Source organism: Gemmatimonas sp. UBA7669 (assembly GCF_002483225.1).
Taxonomy (GTDB): domain Bacteria; phylum Gemmatimonadota; class Gemmatimonadetes; order Gemmatimonadales; family Gemmatimonadaceae; genus Gemmatimonas.
The window spans coordinates 1-18,721 of sequence record NZ_DLHL01000003.1; the positions used below are offsets into that span (position 1 = coordinate 1).

Annotated in this window: 12 protein-coding genes; 4 read left to right on the forward strand and 8 right to left on the reverse strand. The window is 65.1% G+C overall.

Annotated elements, in window-relative coordinates; translation table 11 throughout:
• Positions 1-127 precede the first annotated feature (127 nt).
• The 7 genes from B2747_RS00760 to B2747_RS00790 form a co-directional block, all read right to left on the reverse strand.
• The gene (locus tag B2747_RS00760) at positions 128-2,281 is read right to left on the reverse strand and encodes a hypothetical protein (protein ID WP_291155514.1); all 2,154 of its coding nucleotides are present in this window, start codon (positions 2,279-2,281) and stop codon (positions 128-130) included.
• Between the two features lie 187 nt (positions 2,282-2,468).
• A complete protein-coding gene (locus B2747_RS00765; RefSeq protein ID WP_291155517.1) occupies positions 2,469-4,448 on the reverse strand; it encodes an ABC-F family ATP-binding cassette domain-containing protein in 1,980 nt (659 codons plus the stop codon).
• 18 nt (positions 4,449-4,466) lie between these two features.
• The gene (locus tag B2747_RS00770; protein ID WP_291155520.1) at positions 4,467-5,558 is read right to left on the reverse strand and encodes a 1-acyl-sn-glycerol-3-phosphate acyltransferase; all 1,092 of its coding nucleotides are present in this window, start codon (positions 5,556-5,558) and stop codon (positions 4,467-4,469) included.
• 50 nt (positions 5,559-5,608) lie between these two features.
• Complete coding sequence (locus B2747_RS00775) at positions 5,609-7,264, reverse strand: sensor histidine kinase (protein ID WP_291155523.1); 1,656 nt, start codon at positions 7,262-7,264, stop codon at positions 5,609-5,611.
• A gap of 2 nt (positions 7,265-7,266) precedes the next feature.
• Positions 7,267-8,598: a sigma-54-dependent transcriptional regulator gene (locus B2747_RS00780; RefSeq protein ID WP_291155525.1), complete on the reverse strand. Its 1,332-nt coding sequence runs from the start codon at positions 8,596-8,598 to the stop codon at positions 7,267-7,269.
• Positions 8,599-10,795: 2,197 nt separating this feature from the next.
• Positions 10,796-11,776: an NAD(P)H-binding protein gene (locus B2747_RS00785; RefSeq protein ID WP_291155528.1), complete on the reverse strand. Its 981-nt coding sequence runs from the start codon at positions 11,774-11,776 to the stop codon at positions 10,796-10,798.
• Entirely contained in the window at positions 11,776-12,804 is a 1,029-nt protein-coding gene (locus tag B2747_RS00790) for an MBL fold metallo-hydrolase (protein ID WP_291155531.1), read from the reverse strand. Before B2747_RS00790 ends, B2747_RS00785 begins: the two co-directional genes overlap by 1 nt.
• 141 nt (positions 12,805-12,945) lie before the next feature.
• Between B2747_RS00790 and B2747_RS00795 the strand changes: the two genes are divergently transcribed.
• The gene (locus B2747_RS00795; protein ID WP_291155533.1) at positions 12,946-13,674 is read left to right on the forward strand and encodes an SGNH/GDSL hydrolase family protein; all 729 of its coding nucleotides are present in this window, start codon (positions 12,946-12,948) and stop codon (positions 13,672-13,674) included.
• A gap of 15 nt (positions 13,675-13,689) precedes the next feature.
• On the opposite strand, the gene B2747_RS00800 is transcribed toward B2747_RS00795, so the two are convergent.
• On the reverse strand, positions 13,690-15,132 hold the full coding sequence (locus B2747_RS00800; RefSeq protein ID WP_291155536.1) for a M28 family peptidase: 1,443 nt from the start codon (positions 15,130-15,132) through the stop codon (positions 13,690-13,692).
• Positions 15,133-15,296: 164 nt separating this feature from the next.
• On the opposite strand from B2747_RS00800, the gene B2747_RS00805 reads away from it, so the two are divergent.
• The 3 genes from B2747_RS00805 to B2747_RS00815 are packed head-to-tail and all read left to right on the forward strand — an operon-like array spanning position 15,297 to position 18,718.
• A complete protein-coding gene (locus B2747_RS00805) occupies positions 15,297-15,854 on the forward strand; it encodes an RNA polymerase sigma factor (protein WP_291155539.1) in 558 nt (185 codons plus the stop codon).
• Positions 15,851-16,456 carry a hypothetical protein gene (locus B2747_RS00810; RefSeq protein ID WP_291155542.1) on the forward strand — a complete coding sequence of 202 codons (606 nt, stop codon included), beginning with the start codon at positions 15,851-15,853 and terminating at the stop codon, positions 16,454-16,456. The genes B2747_RS00805 and B2747_RS00810 overlap by 4 nt, the downstream gene beginning before the upstream one ends.
• A 54-nt stretch (positions 16,457-16,510) precedes the next feature.
• Positions 16,511-18,718 carry a DUF2723 domain-containing protein gene (locus B2747_RS00815; RefSeq protein WP_291155545.1) on the forward strand — a complete coding sequence of 736 codons (2,208 nt, stop codon included), beginning with the start codon at positions 16,511-16,513 and terminating at the stop codon, positions 18,716-18,718.
• Positions 18,719-18,721: the final 3 nt, after the last annotated feature.

Below are 18,721 nucleotides of genomic sequence, written 5' to 3' on the forward strand. Positions count from 1 at the left end.
GATACAAGGATTGGAGAGGCGGGCGTCGGGGGCTCAGCTTGAGGACGAGCCCCCGACGCCCGCCTCTCTGATCCCCAGATCCTCCCATCCTCACACCTTCTGTTGATCCAACCCCCAATCCTCTCGCCTACCAGACCTGCCCCACCCCCAACAAGAACTTCCACGGCGCCGCCTGATCCACCGGCCGCGTCCCACCCACAAACAGCGCGTTGCCGAAGAACCGCAGCCCCGCCGTCACACTGGCGCGCACGCCATCGGTGGGCCGCGAGACCGGCGCCCAGGACACCAGCGCATTCGGGTCCACCACGGCCAGGCGGTCGATCGACGATCGTGCCGCGGCCGTTGGCGCATCGGCCCAGCCACTCTGCACACCCACACTCAGGCCCGGTGCCACTGCCGGCAGCCAGAGATTGCGCCCCACACGAATGGGCTGACGCAGGAAGGGCGTGATGTACTGCACCGACGCACGCACAGCCGCCGCGCGAGAACCGGCAAACTCCTTGTCCTCGTACGCCGGGAGATTCTGATACTTGCCGAGCTCGAAGAGCTGCTGCGACGGAATGCGCGATCCCGTGACAATGCCCACATCGCCACGCGCCAGGAACACGAACGGTCCGGCAGTGCGGCGTCCCGTGAGACGCGCTTCCGCGCGCTGCCAGGCCAGGGTCCCGTCACCGCGTTCATACGACAGCCGACCACTCAGACCCGGCCGAATGAACTCGGCGCTATTGTCGGGTCGCCACTCCAGCAATGCCGCCGAACGCAGGTAGCCACCTTCGTCCACCCCGCGATTGGGGCGGAACGCTTCGCCACCAAAGGGGCTTCGTGTTTCGCGCGCGGCACTGTAGCGATCGTCACCGACGCCCACCTCTGTGCGAAGCAGGAAGCGGCGGTTGCCGATGCGTCGCACCGCCGCCACCGTGGCGCTGCTGCGCGATACGTAGTCGTAGGGGTCGAGTGACGCAAACAAGGCACCAATCGAGTTGCCGGAGTCGAGCGGCACACGAAAGTCGTTCGTGATGTCCAGACTGCGTCCACCGCGCAGCTCGAGTGTCCACGGTCCACGGGTGCGTTCCACACTCGCGCGGCCACGCACCGTCTGCTCCGACCACGCATATCCGGCGTTCGCACGCAGCACCACACCCGGCGCCGCATCACGCAATGCGACACGGCCGCCGAGACCGGTGTAGAAGCCCTCGACGCGATTGTAGTGAATCACGTCGGCCGGCCGCGTGGCCGCCATGTCGAAGCGTGGCGGACCGGTTGGACGCCAGCGATCCGGACCGATGTCATTGAAATCATCGGCATGCATGTCCTGCGTGATGGACCCGAGACCGAAGGTCCACTGCGAGAAACGCGAGAGCGAATCGGAGGGCGCGTAAACCAGACGACGACGCGCCACAGCGCGCAGCGAGTCGGCCTTGGCCAGCGTGACCGCGTCCAGCACCGTGTCATTCACCTGCATGTCGTAGAATCGCGAGGCAATGCGAACGACGGCCTTGCCATCGCCGAGCACGGGGAGCATGGCCTGCAGTTCGATGCGCTGTCGGGCAGGCAGCCAGTAGGCGCCCTGCCGCTCGCCGTTCTCGTACTCCACGAACGCGATGGCATCGGCCAGGTTGCGCGACAGCAGTCCGCGCCGCGCGCCCGCCTGCACGAAGTGCCCGCGCAGTCGCACCAGTGTGCCACGCGTCGCATCCAGATCCATCTCACCGTCAAACAGCACGACCTTGTTGGGCACGTCAGGCCGCGGCTGCACGCGCACATGCACAATGGGAATGCTGCGGTCGCCGGCGCGCATGGTCACAATGGTGTCGCCACCAGTGTACGTGTAGTAGCGCTCGCGGTCCGTGGCCAACGGATGCACGGCCGGCAGCGTGTCGGCCGCGTTGTTGCGCCGAGGGTTGCCCGCCTCGGCGCTGCCGACGGTTGAGGGCCCGCGACCATTCCGTCCACCGGTATTGCTGCGAATGCGCAGCCGATTGCCGTAGAGCACCGGGTTCAGCCACCCCGTCTGAAACAGGGTCAGCATGGACACGTTGGCGCCAACCTGCTGAGCCCGGTACCCGCCGACACGCTGCTCGTAGTGGCCGGCGCGATTCCAGGACAGGTCACTGGCCACCTGCTCGATGGCGGCCACCACCTCCGTACCCTCTTCGCGCTTGAGCAGGATGGCGATTTCCGTCTCCACCTTGCTGCGGTAGGAAATCAGCGAGTCCGGCAAACGGTTGCGCTCACTGGCCTCGGCCAGGAACCGCAGCAACGGGGTACGCGTGGGCACGGTATCCGCGCCTTGTGCAACCACACGACTGGAGCTGATGCACAGCGCCGCGACCATCAGCGCCGCGGCAGACACTCGGGGGGCAAGAGCGATCGGCATATGCGGGCTAGTACGCTGGAGGCCGGACAGAAGTTGCATACGGTCCCTGTTACAAACCGCCAACGGCCACGCGTGCGTGGGGAGGCGGTCAGGCCTTCTTGAGCAGGGCCACGTACTCCTCCGCCGCTGTCCAGTCATGCATGGCCTGCTCCAGTTCATCGCGCGCACTGTCGAGCTGCTTCCCGAGGGCCGTGGCCTTCTGCACACCGGCGGGAGTGTCGTACAGCGACGGGTCGTCGAGCTGGCCTTCCAACTCGGTCACCCGCTGCTCGAGTGTGGTGACACGCAGCTCCGCATCGGCCAAGGTCTTCTCGGCGGCCCGCAGCAACTTTCTGGTATCGCCTGAGGTGGCCGCCTTGTGCGACTGTCGCTCACGTTCCTTCTCGCGTTCGCGCTGACGCGCGGCCAGCTCGGCGTCCTTCTGGGCCTCCGCGCGCGCCTGCTGTTCCTCGCGCTTCGCGCGCTCGGCACGCATCTCTTCCCACTCCACGAACGAGCCGTTGAACACCTGCAACTGCTGATCGCGCAGTTCCCACACCTGCGTCGCCAATCCGCGCAGCACGGCGCGGTCGTGACTCACGATCAGCACACTGCCGTCGAACTCGCTGACGGCGTCTTCGAGCACCTCAATGCTCTCGACATCGAGATGATTGGTGGGCTCGTCGAGAATGAGCAGATTGTTGGTGCTGAGTGTCAGCAGCGCCATGGCCACGCGCGCGCGTTCACCACCCGAGAGCGTGCCCACGGTGCGTTGCACCTCGTCGCCGCTGAAACCGAAGCGGCCCAGATGCCCCTGCACGAGACGACGTTCCCAGAGCGGACGCTGCGTGGCGATGGCCTCGTAGATGGTGCTGTCCAGCGGCAGATGCGCCAAGTCCTGACGGTAGTACGCCACCGAGGTGCTGGGGCCGATTTTCACGTCGCCCGAAAGCGGCGCGTGTTCACCCAGCAGCGTTTTGATCAGCGTACTCTTGCCTGCACCATTGGGACCCACCAGCGCAATCATCTCGCCGCGCTCAAGCACCACATTCACGTCGCGCACCAGGGTGCGCGGTCCTTCGGGTGTGGGCACGCCCACCGTCACGTGCCGTGCTTCCACCACGCGGTCGCCGCTGCGAGTGCCGGCGTTGAGACGCAGCGCCATCACGCCTTCCTCGCCAATGGGCGCTGAGAGGCGCGGCATGCGCTCGAGTCGCTTGCGCCGCCCCTTGGCCTGCGCCGTATTCTGGCCCGCAATGTTGCGCGCGATGTAGTCCGACTCGGCCGCGATGACCTTCTGCTGCTTCTCGAACTGGCGCTGCTGCGTCAGACGGCGCTCCTCGCGCTGCTGCACGAACGACGCATAGCCGCCCGTGTACGCAAAGGCCGTCCCGCCCTCGAAGTGCAGCACGTGATTGGCCATGGCGTTCAGAAACGCACGATCGTGACTGATGCACAGCACCGTGCGATCGGTGGTGGCGAGATACTGCTCCAGCCAGGCCGTCGTTTCGAGATCGAGATGGTTGGTGGGTTCGTCGAGGACCAGCAGCTCGGCCGGTGTGGCCAACTGACGCGCCAGCGCCACGCGTCCGCGCTCTCCACCGCTCAGCGTACCGATGCGCGTGACCTTGGCCATGGCCGGATCGAACCCCACCCCCATGAGCACACTGTCCACGCGTGACGCCATTTCGTAGCCACCGTCGCGTTCGAAGCGCTCGAGATCGCGGCCGTACTTCTCCATGGCCGCTTCGCTGTGATCGTGCTCGAGGCTCGCCGCCTGCTGCGCCAGTGACTGCTCGAGCTTGCGCAGCTCACCGAAGGCATCGGCCACGATGTCCCAGAGCGACTGATCGTCCGGGAAGCGGCGGTGCTGATCCATGAGCGCCACGCGCAGGCCGGGCATGCGCGCGACGGACCCCTTGGTGGGCTGCAGCTCGCCCGTGAGCAGACGCATGAGTGTGGTCTTGCCCGTGCCATTGCGCCCTACGATGGCCCAGCGATCGCCGGGGGCCACCGTGAAGGAGATGTCGCGGAAAATTTCCGTGGCGCCAAACTCCACGCCCACGTTGCCCATCGAAATCAGCGTCATGCGTACGTCATGCCTGCGTCACGAGTCTGCCGGAGGTGAACCCGGTAGTGTACTCGGCTCGGCCTCGCGGCGCAGGTCACGCGACGCGCGCAGGTCACGGTCCCCGCGTTCGTGACCCCAGCCGCGCAGCGCGCGCCACCAGGCGAGTGCTACGTCGCCCGTGCGCAAACCCCAGGTCAGCAACAGCGCCGCCGTGACGGCGCCGTGTGGCCAGGGCAGCGTGAACAACAGTGCGATGGTCAGCGCCGCGTACCATGCCGCCACCACAAAGAGCCCCGGCACCATGGCCCGGGCCGCACGCTCCGCCTGGTCGCGGCTGATGCGCCGGGCGAGCCCCAGCACCATGGCCCACACGGGCCCGTTGATGACCCAACCGACGACGGCGAACGGGGTTTGCAGCACCAGGCTCACCAGCGCGGGCCGAGGCCGGGGAAACTCGGCACTGCCCGCGCTGTCGGGCGCTACGGACAGCAGGGCCTCCCGCAGCCGGTCGGTGAGCCGACCCGGGCTGATCTCATCCGCGTGCTGTGCATCGAGCCACCTGCGCAGGGAGAATGGCGCCCCAATGCGCACCAGCAGGTCACTGCCCGGTGTGGCCGGGTCGCTGTAGTGCAGACCAAACGGCACAACACTCACGTCTCGTGTTGCGCCACCATCAGCATAGTCCAGCAGCATTTTTGCAACACCTGTACGCAAACGACCCAGCGCAGGGCCAGTGTGCACGCCGCCCTCGGGAAACGCCCCCACCACCTGCCCGGCGTCGAAGGCCCTGGCCACAGCCTGGGCAGCCGCCGCGTTGATCTGGGCCAGGTCCAGCCCCGAGTCCCGAAGCCGCCGCGCGTCCCGCACGCGCACCACGGGAATCACGTCCAGCGCCTCGTAGGTTTTGCGGGCCGTCCAGTCGCTCCACACCGACACCGTGGCCAGGTAGCGCACCGGTCGCGGCGTGGTGAAGTACCCCGCCAGCACGTCGGGCAGGTCGTTCGGGTGATTCCCGATCAGCAGCACCGGCCCGGTGGCCGGGATGCGCTCACGTCCTTCCCAGCGCACCTCCCGGTAGTACCAGCGCAGCGCGCGCCTGGCGACCCACAGCATGAACGGGCGGAACATCCCGTGAGCTTAGCCCAGGGGACGGGCTCCTGCCACGCACCACTCTGTAATCAGCGATTCAAAGGTAATCCCAGTCGAACGACGGTTCCGCCAGAAGCGCGAGGGTGGAGACTCAGCGTACCTCCGTGTGCTTCTGCAATACGGCGCGCGATGGAAAGCCCCAAGCCAGTTCCTCCGGATTTCGTGCTGACGCCCAGGCGAAACATCTGCGATGGATCAGGGATGCCTGCCCCGTGATCCGAGATTGATATGGAAAGGATGTTTTCCTTTGTCTCGGCATCCATGAGCACGGTGCCACCCGCCATTGAGGCTTCAGCCGCGTTGCGAAGCAGATTCACCAATAATTGCACGAGAGCGGCTCTATCCCCACGCAGGAGCACGTTAGTGGGGAACGGACGGACAATCAGGTGCATACCGAGCGTCTCAACGTACGGAACGATCGTGCTGTTGACGTCCTCCAGGACTTGCGCCAGCGAGAATTCCGCCTCTTCCGTCTTGCTTCCTCTGGCAAGTCGAAGCGCCGATGACACGGCCTCATCCAAGCGCCGGATGGAATCAGCGAGTCGCCCAACTGGCTGTCGTGCGCCGTGATCCTCGGGGAGCAAACGCGTCGCATGCTGGGCGTCGATCTTCAACGCAGTGAGATTGTTCCGTACCTCATGCGAGAGCGAAGCGGCGAATTCTCCAACAGCGGCAAGCGAGCGCTGGCGTGACAGCTCATCCAACGTCTGCCGGAGGCTGGAGGTCATGGTATTGAACGCTTTCGCCAAATCGCCAACTTCGTCGTTGGTGGACACATGCACTTCCCGATCCAGTTCACCACCGGCAACGGCGGCAGCAGCCTCAGCAAGACTTTCCAATGAAGAGGTGATTCTGCGCGCGGCAACCATCAGCACCCAGATGGTAACACCAGAAACGACGACCAGCAGCAGTATCCCAGTGGAAGCGGACCGCGCGAATGGTCTCGTGAAGGGGTCGATCGGCGCCCGCACTTCCAGGCGCAGCGGGAATCCCGGGATTTGGTGACGAATCACTTCAAGGCTCGCTGAAGCCGGCCAAGTGAATTCCGGATCGGCAACGGATCCCTCACGATCGCCGGGCATGGCACCCAAGTGTTGCTGCCATATTGAGGAGCCGCTTGAATCCTCCAGCGAAAGTGACGCGCCCGGAGGAAATGGCTTCGCCGCATCTATCGGAATGAGGCCGTGGAGCCTGACGCAAGCCTCCAACCATCCAATGCTCTCCCTCCGACTTGTGACATCAAATGCAGCGCACCAGCGCGGGATGCTCTCGGTGCTGCCTTGCGTGGTAGCGCTGCTCGGCCTGCGTGCAAGCTTTACGTCGCCACTTGCCGATCGAAGCACAACGGAGTCAATGGTGCCACTGAGCCGATCCAAGAGGTCTGACAGGTACCGTCGATCTTCTGCCTGGTCGTCCTCTGCCAGTATGCGCACTATCGCGTCGTTTGTGAGCAGCCAACCAAGCTCACCCTGCCTGTCATAGGCGAGCTGATCAACAAGTCGAGTCAGGTTGAGCGAACTCTCGACCAACTGGGTGCGAAGCAGTTCACGGCCCGCACGATGCGTGCTCCGCGTGAGCCACAGGCCAACCAAGACCAGCGGGAGCATGCTTCCGAAAACACCGGCCAGCACAAAGCGCGAGGCAAGCGGTCGACGGGCACCAACCGTTCCATTGGCTTTTGCCATGACTAGGTGTCCAGTCGAAACTTCTCGATGAGACGCGCAAGACGGGGTCTCGATACTCCGAGCATCGCGGCAGCGCGACCCTTGTGGCCGTCCACTATCTCCAGAACGCGTGTGACATGTTGGCGCTCCAGCTCCTCCAACGTCGGAATCCGAGCCGGGGTGGAAGAGGTACGAGTGCGAAGATCCAAGTGCGGCGCCCGAATGACGCCTCCTTGAGCGACCAGCAATGCACGCAACAGACAATGCTCGAGCTCACGCACATTTCCGGGCCAGGAATGTGTCTTCAGCATCCGCTCCGCGTCGGAAGACAGCTTGGCAACGGCAGTCCCGTTGGCGCTGGCAAAACGCTGCAGAATATGGGTTGCGAGCACCAGGATATCGCCTTGCCGTTCACGAAGTGGCGGCAGCAGTATTTCGACAACGCGCAGTCGGTAGTAGAGGTCCTCACGGAAAGTCCGATCGACGATCATTTCCTCGAGCGGCCGATGGGTAGCGGCGACCACGCGCGCATTGGTCCGCTCGGTGATATCCGAGCCAACTGCCTGAAATTCACGATCCTGAAGGACACGCAGCAGTTTGCTCTGGAAATCGACGTTTGTGTCCCCGATTTCGTCGAGGAAGATTGTGCCACCCTGAGCTTGTGCGAAGCGGCCTCGCCGATCTCGAACAGCGCCGGTGAATGCTCCACGAACATGGCCGAAGAGCTCTGATTCGAGCAGATTGGCAGGGAGGGCGGCACAGTTGACCGGAACGAAGGGCCCACCGGAGACGTGGGAATGCCCATGAATCGCCCGCGCGACAAGTTCTTTACCCGTCCCACTCTCACCACGGATCAGCACGGTGTCCTTGGAGCGCGCGGCTTGTCCAACCAGTTTGAAGATCGCAATCATTGATGGCGTCTTGCCGACAAGCTCACCCTCGGAAGCCAGTTTCGCTCCATACGATTCCGCGGTCTGCGCGTCGAGATCGGCGCACACTCTGTCGACAGTATCCTGAAGCTCGTCGAGATCCAGCGGTTTTACCAGAAACTCGGCAGCACCCAGTTTCATGGCTTCGACGACCGTTGGCATGTCATCGAATGCCGTCATCAGAATGACAGGAGTATGAGGAACTCGTTCGTTGAGCGCAGTCAGCAGCTCAAGACCGGAGATCTCTCCCATGCGAATGTCGCTCAACACAACTGAAGGCGCGAAGCGTGCCATCGCCCCCAGCGCTTCGGCGCCGGAGGCGACAGCCAGGACATCGTACGCCATGCCGCGAAGTGCCTCGCCGAGCGAGGCACGGATCGCTGCATCATCATCCACAAGCAGTATGCGGCGAACAGTATGGCTCATCGACGTGCTGGACTCGAGCGATCCATTCCTGACTGTGGGAGAGGTACCACGATGAACTTGCCGGATCGACCAATCGCCGTCGAGTACACGAGTTGACGGTCATCAGGGGAAAGAGAGAATGACCCCGAAGAACCGCCCAATGATGCCAACCTCCGTGAAGCGGACCCATCGAGAGGAACCTGATATAGATGGGCGCCGAGCGGATCCGCAAACTTCCGCCCTATTGTGTACACGTTCCGGCCGTCCTTCGAAAACGCCGGCAGGTTGGAGCCAAGGAGCCAGAATGGCAGCGAGATTTCTCTGGTGCTGCCACCAGTGCCGGAGGACACGTACAGTTTGCCATTCTGCGACTCGCCTCGCGCGGCCGTTGCCACCCGACTGCCATCGTGTGTCGTGGCCCACCCCCATACGGAGAAGGCAGAGTCGACCACATGCAAAACCTTTTGCGAGCCGCTGGCAGTGTTGAGGAGCGAGACCCGACCTTGTCCGTCGAGGAGAATTGATGTGTCTGATGCCCACTTCATCAGCTGAATTCCCTTGCCAGAGAACGAGGGAACAATCCCAGAAGCGTGACTCGCTCCGTTGAGCATGACTTTCCGAATACTACCAGGTTGATCCGGAGCTGCGCGCTCGACGAGAAGGATGGATTGTCCGTCGCTGGCCCACCTCCACATGCCAAAAGGACGTTCATGTCGAAAGACCTCGCGAGCGGTGCCGCTGGACACATCGACAAGGAAGAGAGAGCGACGATCCGCACTTCGTGCGACCAGCTGCTTTCCATTGGGGGACCACGCAATCGCGAGTAGGCTACCTTCGGCATCTACTTGCGTATACAGTCTGTACTGTGTGCCGTCGGTGCGTACGGTTCCCACCCGGATACTCGATCCATCGCGGGTCAGAAACGCAATGTGTCTTCCATCGGGAGACCACTGGGGCGCGAACACGTTGTCTCCCACTTCTCCGAGAGTGCGCGAAGAACCGTCAGCGAGAGTCAGCAGCCGCAACGCCGAGCGTTCGCTCCTGTCATACCAGACGATAGCTGAGTCGCCTAGGACGCCCTCATAGCGCATAGGCGAGCCCACCGGCAGGGGAAACGTGCCGATCTCGCGGCCAAGTGTGTCACACACAACACCAACGTCTCCCTCTCGCACGACACCACGCCGCGGAACCAGCAAGAGTCGCGTTCGGTCGGACGTCATGTTGGCAAATGAGAGTTCGGGTCGAATCCGAATGGTGCGCTGTTGTTTGCTGTCGATCCGTATCTGCTGGACAGTTCCAATTCCGTTCTGCACGTACAGGCTACCATCATCACGCCCCCATTCCATTGCCTCGAGCGATTGGAACCGGGCAAGAACCCTCTCAGGTCCGCCCCGCGCGGGCATCACCACCAACTCGGACGTGTCTCCAGTGATGTTGCGGCGGCTGCGCAAGTACGCCAGCCACGCACCTGTTCGGGACACCGCCGGTGCTCCGATAGCTGGCTCAAGCGAGACCCGCTGTGGAGCGGATTGGAGCGCACCGCTGTGCGGATCAACGGGGGCGGTCCAAACGTGGAGCTGATTGCTGGACCAGCCGTGGGTCCAAACAACGCGATTGCTGAGTGACGACCACGTGAAGTAGTCGCTGGTTGCTGGGGCAAGCGAGACTCTGCGGCCGCTGCCTGCGTGTACGATCTGTACACCGTCTCGAGTTCGCGCGAGGTAGAGGCGTGCGTTCGGAGCGACCGCGAACCCATCCAGCGAGTCGGTGTTCCCAAAGGTCGCGAGAACGTGCGGTACTGATGGCCTATGTCCCGGTGCACCCGTCTGTGCGGGAGCCACTGCCATCGGAACTAGGATTGAGGATGACCCAAGGGTCAGAGCGAGGATCTGCTGCCTGCTCCTGCATCCACCACGAGAAGACATCGGTTGCTCCTGGAAAGAAAGGGTCCGGACCGGCTAAGGGTCGTGCGGTCCCTCCATCTGCAGACAGCTTGCCAATCGTCCAATTTCGGACAAACCATTGCCTTGAAAGAGTTTGGAGTTTCGGCAGTGCGTCGAAACACGGAGATGATTGAACGATTTGGCCGCAGAGTGTTCACGAATCGTTCAATTCCCTCGGTCGTTCAATATTGCATGCGATCAGTAACCAACGCGCGCCTGGCGACCCACAGCATGAACGGGCGAAACATCCCGTCAGCTTAGCCCACGGATCGGCCTTACAACACCGCGTGGGCGCCGCGTTCGTCGCCCACCTCTCCACGCAGCATGCGCTGGTAGTGGGCCTCCAGCGTGTCCTTGCCGTACTGCGGCGTGGCCTCGGCGTCGTAGCGCCCCGTCTTCGCATCCCACACCAGCATGGACTCGGTGGCGTAGTAGCGGCCAATGCGCGCGAACTCCGCCGTATCACGAAGTGGCGGCAGCACCCGCGCCAGCGCCCCCAGTACGCCCACGATCACATCGAATACGCGCGGCGACACGCGCCGAAAGCGCGGCGGCTGACCAAGCAACCGAAACAGCATCTCACCCTGCGCGCGTGGCGTGAGCGCGGGACCCGGTCCACCCACCGGCAGCACCTGATTGGCGCGCGACGGATTGTCGAGACACTCCACCAGAAACGCCGCCACATCGTCATCACTGATGGGCGTGCAGGCCGTGAGCGTGCCATCGCCCACCAGCAGAAACGGCTTGCCCTGCTGCACCCGCGCCACCTGTCCCGACAGACTCTTGAAGTAGGCCGTGGGACGCACGATGGACCAGGTCAGGCCCGAACGCATGAGTGCCTGTTCGAACGCCAACTTGGCGTGCTGAAACGCCAGTCGCGGCTTTTGCACACAGATGGCCGAGAGCAGCACGAACATGGATACACCCGCCGCCTCCGCCGCGCGCAGCACATGCAGATTGGCGTCGTGCTCCACCGCCCACGCGTCGGCCGGTCCGCCGCGGCGTGACGCGAGGCAGCTGATCACCGCATCAAAGCGCTCACCACGAAACCCGTCCCGCGCCACACTCTGTGCGTCAGTGACCTGACCAAATCGCAACTCGGCTTGCGCACGAAGCACATCGCGCGAGGTACCCGGACGCACGAAGCACACGACCTCGTGCCCCGCGCGCAGCGCCTCTTGCGCGACGGCGCGGCCAATGCTGCCCGTGGCGCCCACCACCAATACGCGACGCGACGGCGGCATCGGGAATGACATTACGGCGTGCCCAGCACGCGGTACCAGGCCTGCATGGCGCGCTCCACACTCACGCGGCTGGCCATCCACTCACCCAGCGCCGGCGGCACGGCAAACGACGCCGCCGCAGCCTGCGCCGGTGTACCCGCCGCATGCCCAGCACGCGCCACCGCTTCGACATGATCGAGCAGCGCACGGTACTCCGTCATGGCTGATGCGCGCACCAGTCCACCGTGACCCGGCACCAGCACGGCGCGCGCATGGCTCAGGCGCGTGGCGAGCTGCTGCACACTGGCGGCAAGCGCACGCGGATCCGCGTCCACGTAGTTGGGGAACATGCGATACCACACGAGGTCACCCGACCAGACGAGTCCCGCGTCCTCGTCGTGCAGCGTGAGATCGCTGGCCGTGTGTCCCGCAAACGGCATGAGTTGCAGCACACGATTGCCAAGGTCGATGGTGCTGACCTCGCGGCTGCTTGTCACCACGACATCGGCAAACGCGCGCTCGAGCGCCGCACTGCGCGCCGGCGCCACGGGCGTTCCGCCAAGAGCCAGACGGCGAGTGATGTCTGTGCAGTGCACACGCGGCAGCCCGGCATCCTGTGCGTACCCCGGCAAACCCGACGCGTGGTCCACGTGATAGTGTGACAGCACCACATGCGTGGGCCAGCGGCCGGTGAGTCGCCGCGCTTCCTCTGCCAGCCAGCGCGCACCGGCGTCGCGATAGAAGCCCTCGAAGACCACCACGCCGGAGCGCCCCGCCACGATGCCGCCGTTGGCAAAGGTGGTGCGATCACCACCGGTGGGTGTCGAGATCACCGCCCAGGCATCGGGTCCCACGGCTTCCAGTCTGGCGAACGGCGTCGTGCTCACCACCGGATTGACCGGTGCCGTCCAGGCCTGACGCTGACGCCGCGGTGCACAGGCCGCATTCAGCCAGACATGCGCGACGCAGCCCGTGCCGGCCAAGGCGGCCTGTCGCAGGAACGTACGACGGTTTGTTGCGCTGGCGGGAATGGCCCCGTTGTGTGGCAGTGGTCCGGACATGAGACGCGAATCTAGCGAGCAGAGGGCCCGCACGCCGCGCGAATGTCGGGCCATCGCGGTACATTCGAAACGGGCCGACGTGACATGAACCACGTTGGCACAGACCATTGTGGTCCGTGCTTCTTCTCGACCGCCCTGACGATGGCATGCCGTGTTCCACGCGCCGCGATGATGCTGGCGCTCTTTCTGTTGACCAGCATGTCGCCGGTTATGCACACCGAACTGCGGGCGCAGAGTGCCCGCCGCCTGGATTCCGTCAACCGCATGCGCTACGCCGAGGCCAATGCCCGTCTGGGTGCACCCAAAGCTGGTGAACAGCGCGTGGTGTTCATGGGCAACTCCATCACCGAGGCCTGGGCCCAGCACTTTGCCGCGCTGTTTCCCGACAAGCCCTACGTGGGCCGCGGCATCAGTGGCGAGACCACGCGGCAGATGCGTGCACGCTTTGCCGACGACGTGATTGCGCTGGCGCCGCGCGTTGTGGTGATTCTCGCCGGCACCAATGACATTGCCGGCAACGAAGGGCCGGTCGGCAACGACGTCATTCAGCAGAACATTGCCGCCATGGCCGACTCGGCGCGCGCACATGGTATTCGGGTGGTGCTCTGCGCCGTGCTGCCGGTGTACGACTACCCCTGGCATCCCGGTCTCGAGCCCGCGCCGCGCATTGTGGCGCTCAATCGCTGGCTGGCCGAGTACGCCGCGCAGCACAACGAGGTGTTCGTCGACCTGCATACGCCGCTCGCCGACGAGCGACAGGGCTTGCCCCGGCAGTACGCCGAGGATGGCGTACATCCCAACCTGGCCGGCTATCGTGTCATGAGCCCGCTGGTGGAAGCGGGGATTCAGCGGGCCTTGGGCGCGCGCTGAATCCCCGAGTCCGCATTACCGCGGAAACGCCACCAGACTTTCCTGCCCGTTGCGGCCCACGGCCGCCACACCGAAGAAATAGTTGTCGATAATCACGTTCTCGAGCGTGAACTGATTCACGTTGCCCACGAAGCGTGAGCGGGTCCAGTTCACATCGCTGTGCTTGCGCCAGTACACGCGATACCCGATCACATCGGGGCTCGGCGAGGCCTTCCAGCGCAGCGTGGCCGACGGACGCACGGCACCAGTGATGGTGGCCGAGTCGGGCGCGGCCGGCGCCCAGGCCAGCGACTGCAGCACCGCCGCATCCAGCGCCGTCATCTTGGCCGCGTAGTCGAAGTCCACACCCTCGAGCACGTCGCCGTACTTGATGCCGTTCTGTGTGCGCAGGTCCTGGTGCTGCTTGTTGTAGTCCTCGTGCGCTTCCATGAGGCGCACCGCCGCCGCGCCTTGATTGAAGAACGGCGTGTGATGCCCGCCGCGACCATAGCGGTCGAGACGGTAGATGATGTCCACGTCGAGATTCGGGAAGTAGCGGTCGGCCACCAGATCGATGTAGCGCGCGAGCTGACGCGACGGTGTATCCAGCTCACCGCCGTTGGTGAGAATGCGCCGCAGCTCCGCCGCCGGCGTGTTGGCCGGCAGACCCGGCGCAAACACGCGCGCCTTGGTGTTCTCGTGCACACCGTCAATGCCGCGCGAGTTGCCCACCATGTCGTTGTTGATCACCGCGTCGATGCGCCAGCCTTCTTCCTTGGCCACCCGCGCCACGATGTCGCCACCAAACAGGCCCTGCTCCTCGGCCGACAGCGCCACGAAGGCCACCGAGGCATTGGGCGGATACTTGCTCATCACGCGCGCCGCCTCGAGAATGGCCGCAATGCCGCTGGCATTGTCGTTGGCGCCCGGCGAGTCGTCCTTGGCGTTCATCACATCGGTCACGCGCGAATCGATGTCGCCCGTGTGCACGATGTAGCGATTGGGCTCCGTCTTGCCGCGCAGAATCGCCACCACGTTCACCACGTTCACGTCTTCCTTGATGCGACCGGTGGGCGTGCCCTTCCAGATGTCGCTGATGTAGCGCACCTCGATGCAGCCCCCGCATTCCTTGGAGATCTTCTGGAACTCGGCGAAGATCCACCGCCGCGCAGCACCGATGCCGCGCGTGTTCGACAGCGTGTCCGACAGCGTGTGCCGCGTGCCGAAGTTCACCAGCGTGGTGATGTCGGCCTTGATGCGATCGGCCGACACCGCCGCCACGAGATCGTGAATGCGCGGGTCTTCGTTGGAGGGAATGGGCGTGGCTATGTGCGGGCGCGGTGCGGCCGGACGGGCCGCGGCACCCCGCGTGGGCTGGGCCTCCAGGGCCACGGGCGAAATGAGGGCCGGGGCGGCCAGGGTGGCGCCAGCCACGGCGAGCAGGGCGCGGCGGCCCAGGCGGGACAGATCGGACGTCATGCAGAAACCTCGGGAGGGATGAGCCCGGCCCCTCGGACCGGGAGACCTTGAGCATACGACCATCCGCCCCCGTCTGCTGGCCTCTGGGAACCGGAGCGCCCGTTCGAAGTACCTTGTGACGATCCCGCCACAGCCCGAGTTAGCTGGATGTGCCCCCTCTGGACGTGACCCCCACTGACGCCGCACTCGTTCGCCAGGTCTTGGCCGGACACACCGAGGCATTCGCTGCCCTGGTGGACCGGTACCATGCGGCCTGCCTGCGTGTGGCCACCAACCTGCTGGGCAACCCGGACGACGCCGAGGACGTGGTGCAGGACAGCTTCGTCCGCGCCTATCGCCATCTGGGCAGCTACCAGGAACGGGACAAGTTTGGCGCCTGGCTCACGCGCATTGTGGTCAACCAGTGCCGCACCCGGGCCAGCCGCGAAGCGCGCTACGTACCGTTCGACCACGAACGACCCGCAGCGGACGCCGGAGTCTTGGCAGATCGGCTGAGCGCGCCGCCCGATGTGGAGCAGCGCGAGCGGGCAGCCGAGCTGCGTCATGCGCTGGCCCAGCTGGGGCCGGAGCAGCGCGAGGCCGTGGTGCTGCGCTTCGGCGAAGAGATGAGCTACGAGGAGATGGCCGCCCTCACCGGTGTGGGGGTGTCGGCCCTCAAGATGCGCGTGCAGCGGGCCTGTGCCCGGCTGCGAACCCTGCTGTCGGAGCAGCTGTTCTCATGAAGCCGTCCATGTCGTCCTTCGATGCCGACCGCGAGCCGCTGCCGGGCTGGATGATCGAGGCCCTGCGCGCGCCGGCCACGTCCCGCGCCGATTCCCGCGCGCGCATCATGCAGCAGGTGGGTGCCCTGCCCGTTCCGCGTCGGGTGGCACTGCCGCTCAGTGCGGCGGGCCGGAGTCGCTGGCGCCGGCGCGGCGCGCTTTCGGGCATTGGCAGTGTGCTGCTCACAGCCATGCTCACGCTCATGGTAAGCGTGCGTTCGGGCAACGAGGCCGCGCTCGCGGCGCGGGTGCAGCCCTCGGCCATCGTGCTGGGTGACAGCACCGTGCCCGTGCGTGGACCCGACTCCCTCGCGCTGGTGCTGCGCGGCAAGTTCCTCGACACGCTCTATGTGGTGGAGTACGTGGTGCACGGCCGCGGCGTGCAGAGTGTGTCCGTGCGTCGTGAAGCGGCGCGTCCGCGCGACCTGGCCGCGCCAGCTCGTCTGGCGCGCGTGTCGGCCACCGAATGGCGCACACGGGCACTCGTGCCGCGCGAAGCGCGAGAGGTGGCCTTTGTGGTCAACGACATCGAGCTCGCGCCCGTGCCCTTGCGGGCATTGTAAGCTCCCGCGTTGTGGCCGGCGCAGTCGCGCCGCGCCCCCCGTCTTTCCCCACACATGATCACTCAACCTCGCGTCGCTGGCCTCAGGGCCGCGATGACCGTGTCGGCTACCTCGGCACTGTGCCTGCTGCTCGGCTACTCCCTCCTCTGGCATGGCGGCACCTCGCTGGCCGCAGCGCTCATCACGCTGGGCTACGTCGTGGGCATACCGCTGGCCCTGATCCTGCTGGCCCGCGACGGCACGCCAGCACATCCCGATGGCGAAGCGCCGCCCTGGCGCGTGGCGGGCGGAGTGTGGCTGGCGGTGCTGGCGCTCTATGTGGCGACACTCGCGCCCACCACCGCCATGTGGGATGCCAGTGAATACATCGCCGCCGCCAAGGTGCTGGGCATTCCGCATCCGCCAGGCAATCCGCTGTTCGTGCTGCTGGCGCACACCTTTGCGCTGCTGCCGGTGCCGCTCTCGTTTGCCGGCCGCGTGAACCTGCTCGCGGCCACCACCAGTGCGCTCAGTGCGGCACTCTGGTTTCTGGTGGCCTTTCGCGCGCTGCGTGGATGGCACCTGCCGCGCATGCCACGTCTCGTCATCAGCGTGGCCTGCGCCTGGATTGGTGCCACCTGCTTCACGGTGTGGAACCAGAGTGTCGTGAACGAAAAGGTGTACACCGTGGCCATGCTGGGTCTCGCCGCATCAGCGTGGGCCGCCATGCAGTGGCTTGACGCCCAACCCGGTTCACGTCGCGCCGCCAGTCTGCTGGTGCTCATCGTGTATCTCTGCGGACTGGGCTATGCCAATCACCCCGCGGGTTTTCTGCCGCTTCCGGCATTGGGTGTGCTCGTGCTCTGGCAGCGTCCACGCACGTTGCTGGCCTGGCGCACACTTGCTGCGTCAGGGCTCATGCTGGCGGTGGGACTCACCCCCTTCCTGTATCAGCCCATTCGCGCCGCCTATCGTCCGGCCATCAACGTGGGCGCGCCCACGGCCTGCGACGGACCACCGCAACTCGCCTGCACCTTCAGTCGGGACACGTTCGACAAGGTGCGCGCCAATGTCTCGCGTGAGCAGTATGGCGGTCATCGCGTGGCCGATCGCCAGGCGCCACTCAGCGCGCAGTTCGGCATGTGGTGGCAGTACTTCGAGTGGCAGACCATGCGCGACGCGGCCGGCCGGCTGCCACAGCTGCAGCAGGCGCTGGCCATTGTCCTGTTGCTGCTCGGCCTCGGCGGCGGCTTCATGCACTGGCAACGCGACCGCAGCTCGTTTGCATTCTTTGGTCCGCTGGTCTTCACACTCACACCAGCGCTCATTGTGTACCTCAACTTCAGGTACGGCGCCACGCAGGCGCCCGAGTTGGGCAACAGCGTGCCACGTGAAGTGCGCGACCGCGACTACTTCTACCTCTGGAGCTTCGCCACCTGGGGCGTGTGGGTGGGCATGGGGTTGGGTGCGCTCTGGCAGCGCGTGGCACGCCACATCACCTGGCCACGCAGCGCCTTTGTCATGAGTGTGGCACTGCTGCCCGTGCTGCTCAATGCCAACGCCGCGCCGCGCCGTGGTCAGGAGTTCACCGCGCGCTGGGGCCGCGACCTGCTCGAGTCGGTCCAACCCAACGGCCTGCTCATCACCAGCGGGGACAACGATTCCTTCCCCGTCTGGTATGCACAGTTGGTGGAGGGTGTGCGGCCCGACGTGACCATTGTCATCACGCCCTATCTCAACATGGACTGGTTCGCGGCGCCCCTGGTTCCAAACGCCGCCGGCATTCCGCCCTACCTCGAACTGCCGCAGCCCGTGCGTTTCCAGCATGCCGGACTCACGGCGGACATTCCCGCCGGTGTGCTCACACGCGATCAGCTCATGGTGCTGCAACTCATCAAGGACCGCTTCCCGCGTCAGCCCATTCACTTCTCGGTCGGTGGCTACGCGGAGTCGCTTGGATTGGGGCCGTATGTCGTCACGCACGGACTCACACAGCGACTGGTGAATGCGCCGGCGTCGGGCGATGCGCGCTTCCTGCCCTTCGAAGGCGGACACATTGATCTCGCCGTGAGCGACTCGCTCTGGCAGCGCTACGAAGCGCCCTCGGCGCTCCTGCGCCAGTCCCAGTGGGTGGACACGCCCTCGGTATCCATTCCCGCAGCCTACGTCTTCACGGGCCAGCTCGTGGGCTTCGGACGCCTCGTGCGTGGTGACACGGTGGGCGGTGACCGCATCCTGCAGCGCACGGATTCGCTGGCCAGGGTGGTGGGGCTTACGCGATAGTAT

Coding starts and splice junctions, on each gene's coding strand:
- B2747_RS00800 (WP_291155536.1), bottom strand. CDS start 15,132: ATGACGTCCGATCTGTCCCGCCTGGGCCGCCGCGCCCTGCTCGCCGTG.
- B2747_RS00790 (WP_291155531.1), bottom strand. CDS start 12,804: ATGTCCGGACCACTGCCACACAACGGGGCCATTCCCGCCAGCGCAACA.
- B2747_RS00770 (WP_291155520.1), bottom strand. CDS start 5,558: ATGTTCCGCCCGTTCATGCTGTGGGTCGCCAGGCGCGCGCTGCGCTGG.
- B2747_RS00795 (WP_291155533.1), top strand. CDS start 12,946: ATGGCATGCCGTGTTCCACGCGCCGCGATGATGCTGGCGCTCTTTCTG.
- B2747_RS00810 (WP_291155542.1), top strand. CDS start 15,851: ATGAAGCCGTCCATGTCGTCCTTCGATGCCGACCGCGAGCCGCTGCCG.
- B2747_RS00785 (WP_291155528.1), bottom strand. CDS start 11,776: ATGTCATTCCCGATGCCGCCGTCGCGTCGCGTATTGGTGGTGGGCGCC.
- B2747_RS00815 (WP_291155545.1), top strand. CDS start 16,511: ATGATCACTCAACCTCGCGTCGCTGGCCTCAGGGCCGCGATGACCGTG.
- B2747_RS00765 (WP_291155517.1), bottom strand. CDS start 4,448: ATGACGCTGATTTCGATGGGCAACGTGGGCGTGGAGTTTGGCGCCACG.
- B2747_RS00780 (WP_291155525.1), bottom strand. CDS start 8,598: ATGAGCCATACTGTTCGCCGCATACTGCTTGTGGATGATGATGCAGCG.
- B2747_RS00775 (WP_291155523.1), bottom strand. CDS start 7,264: ATGGCAAAAGCCAATGGAACGGTTGGTGCCCGTCGACCGCTTGCCTCG.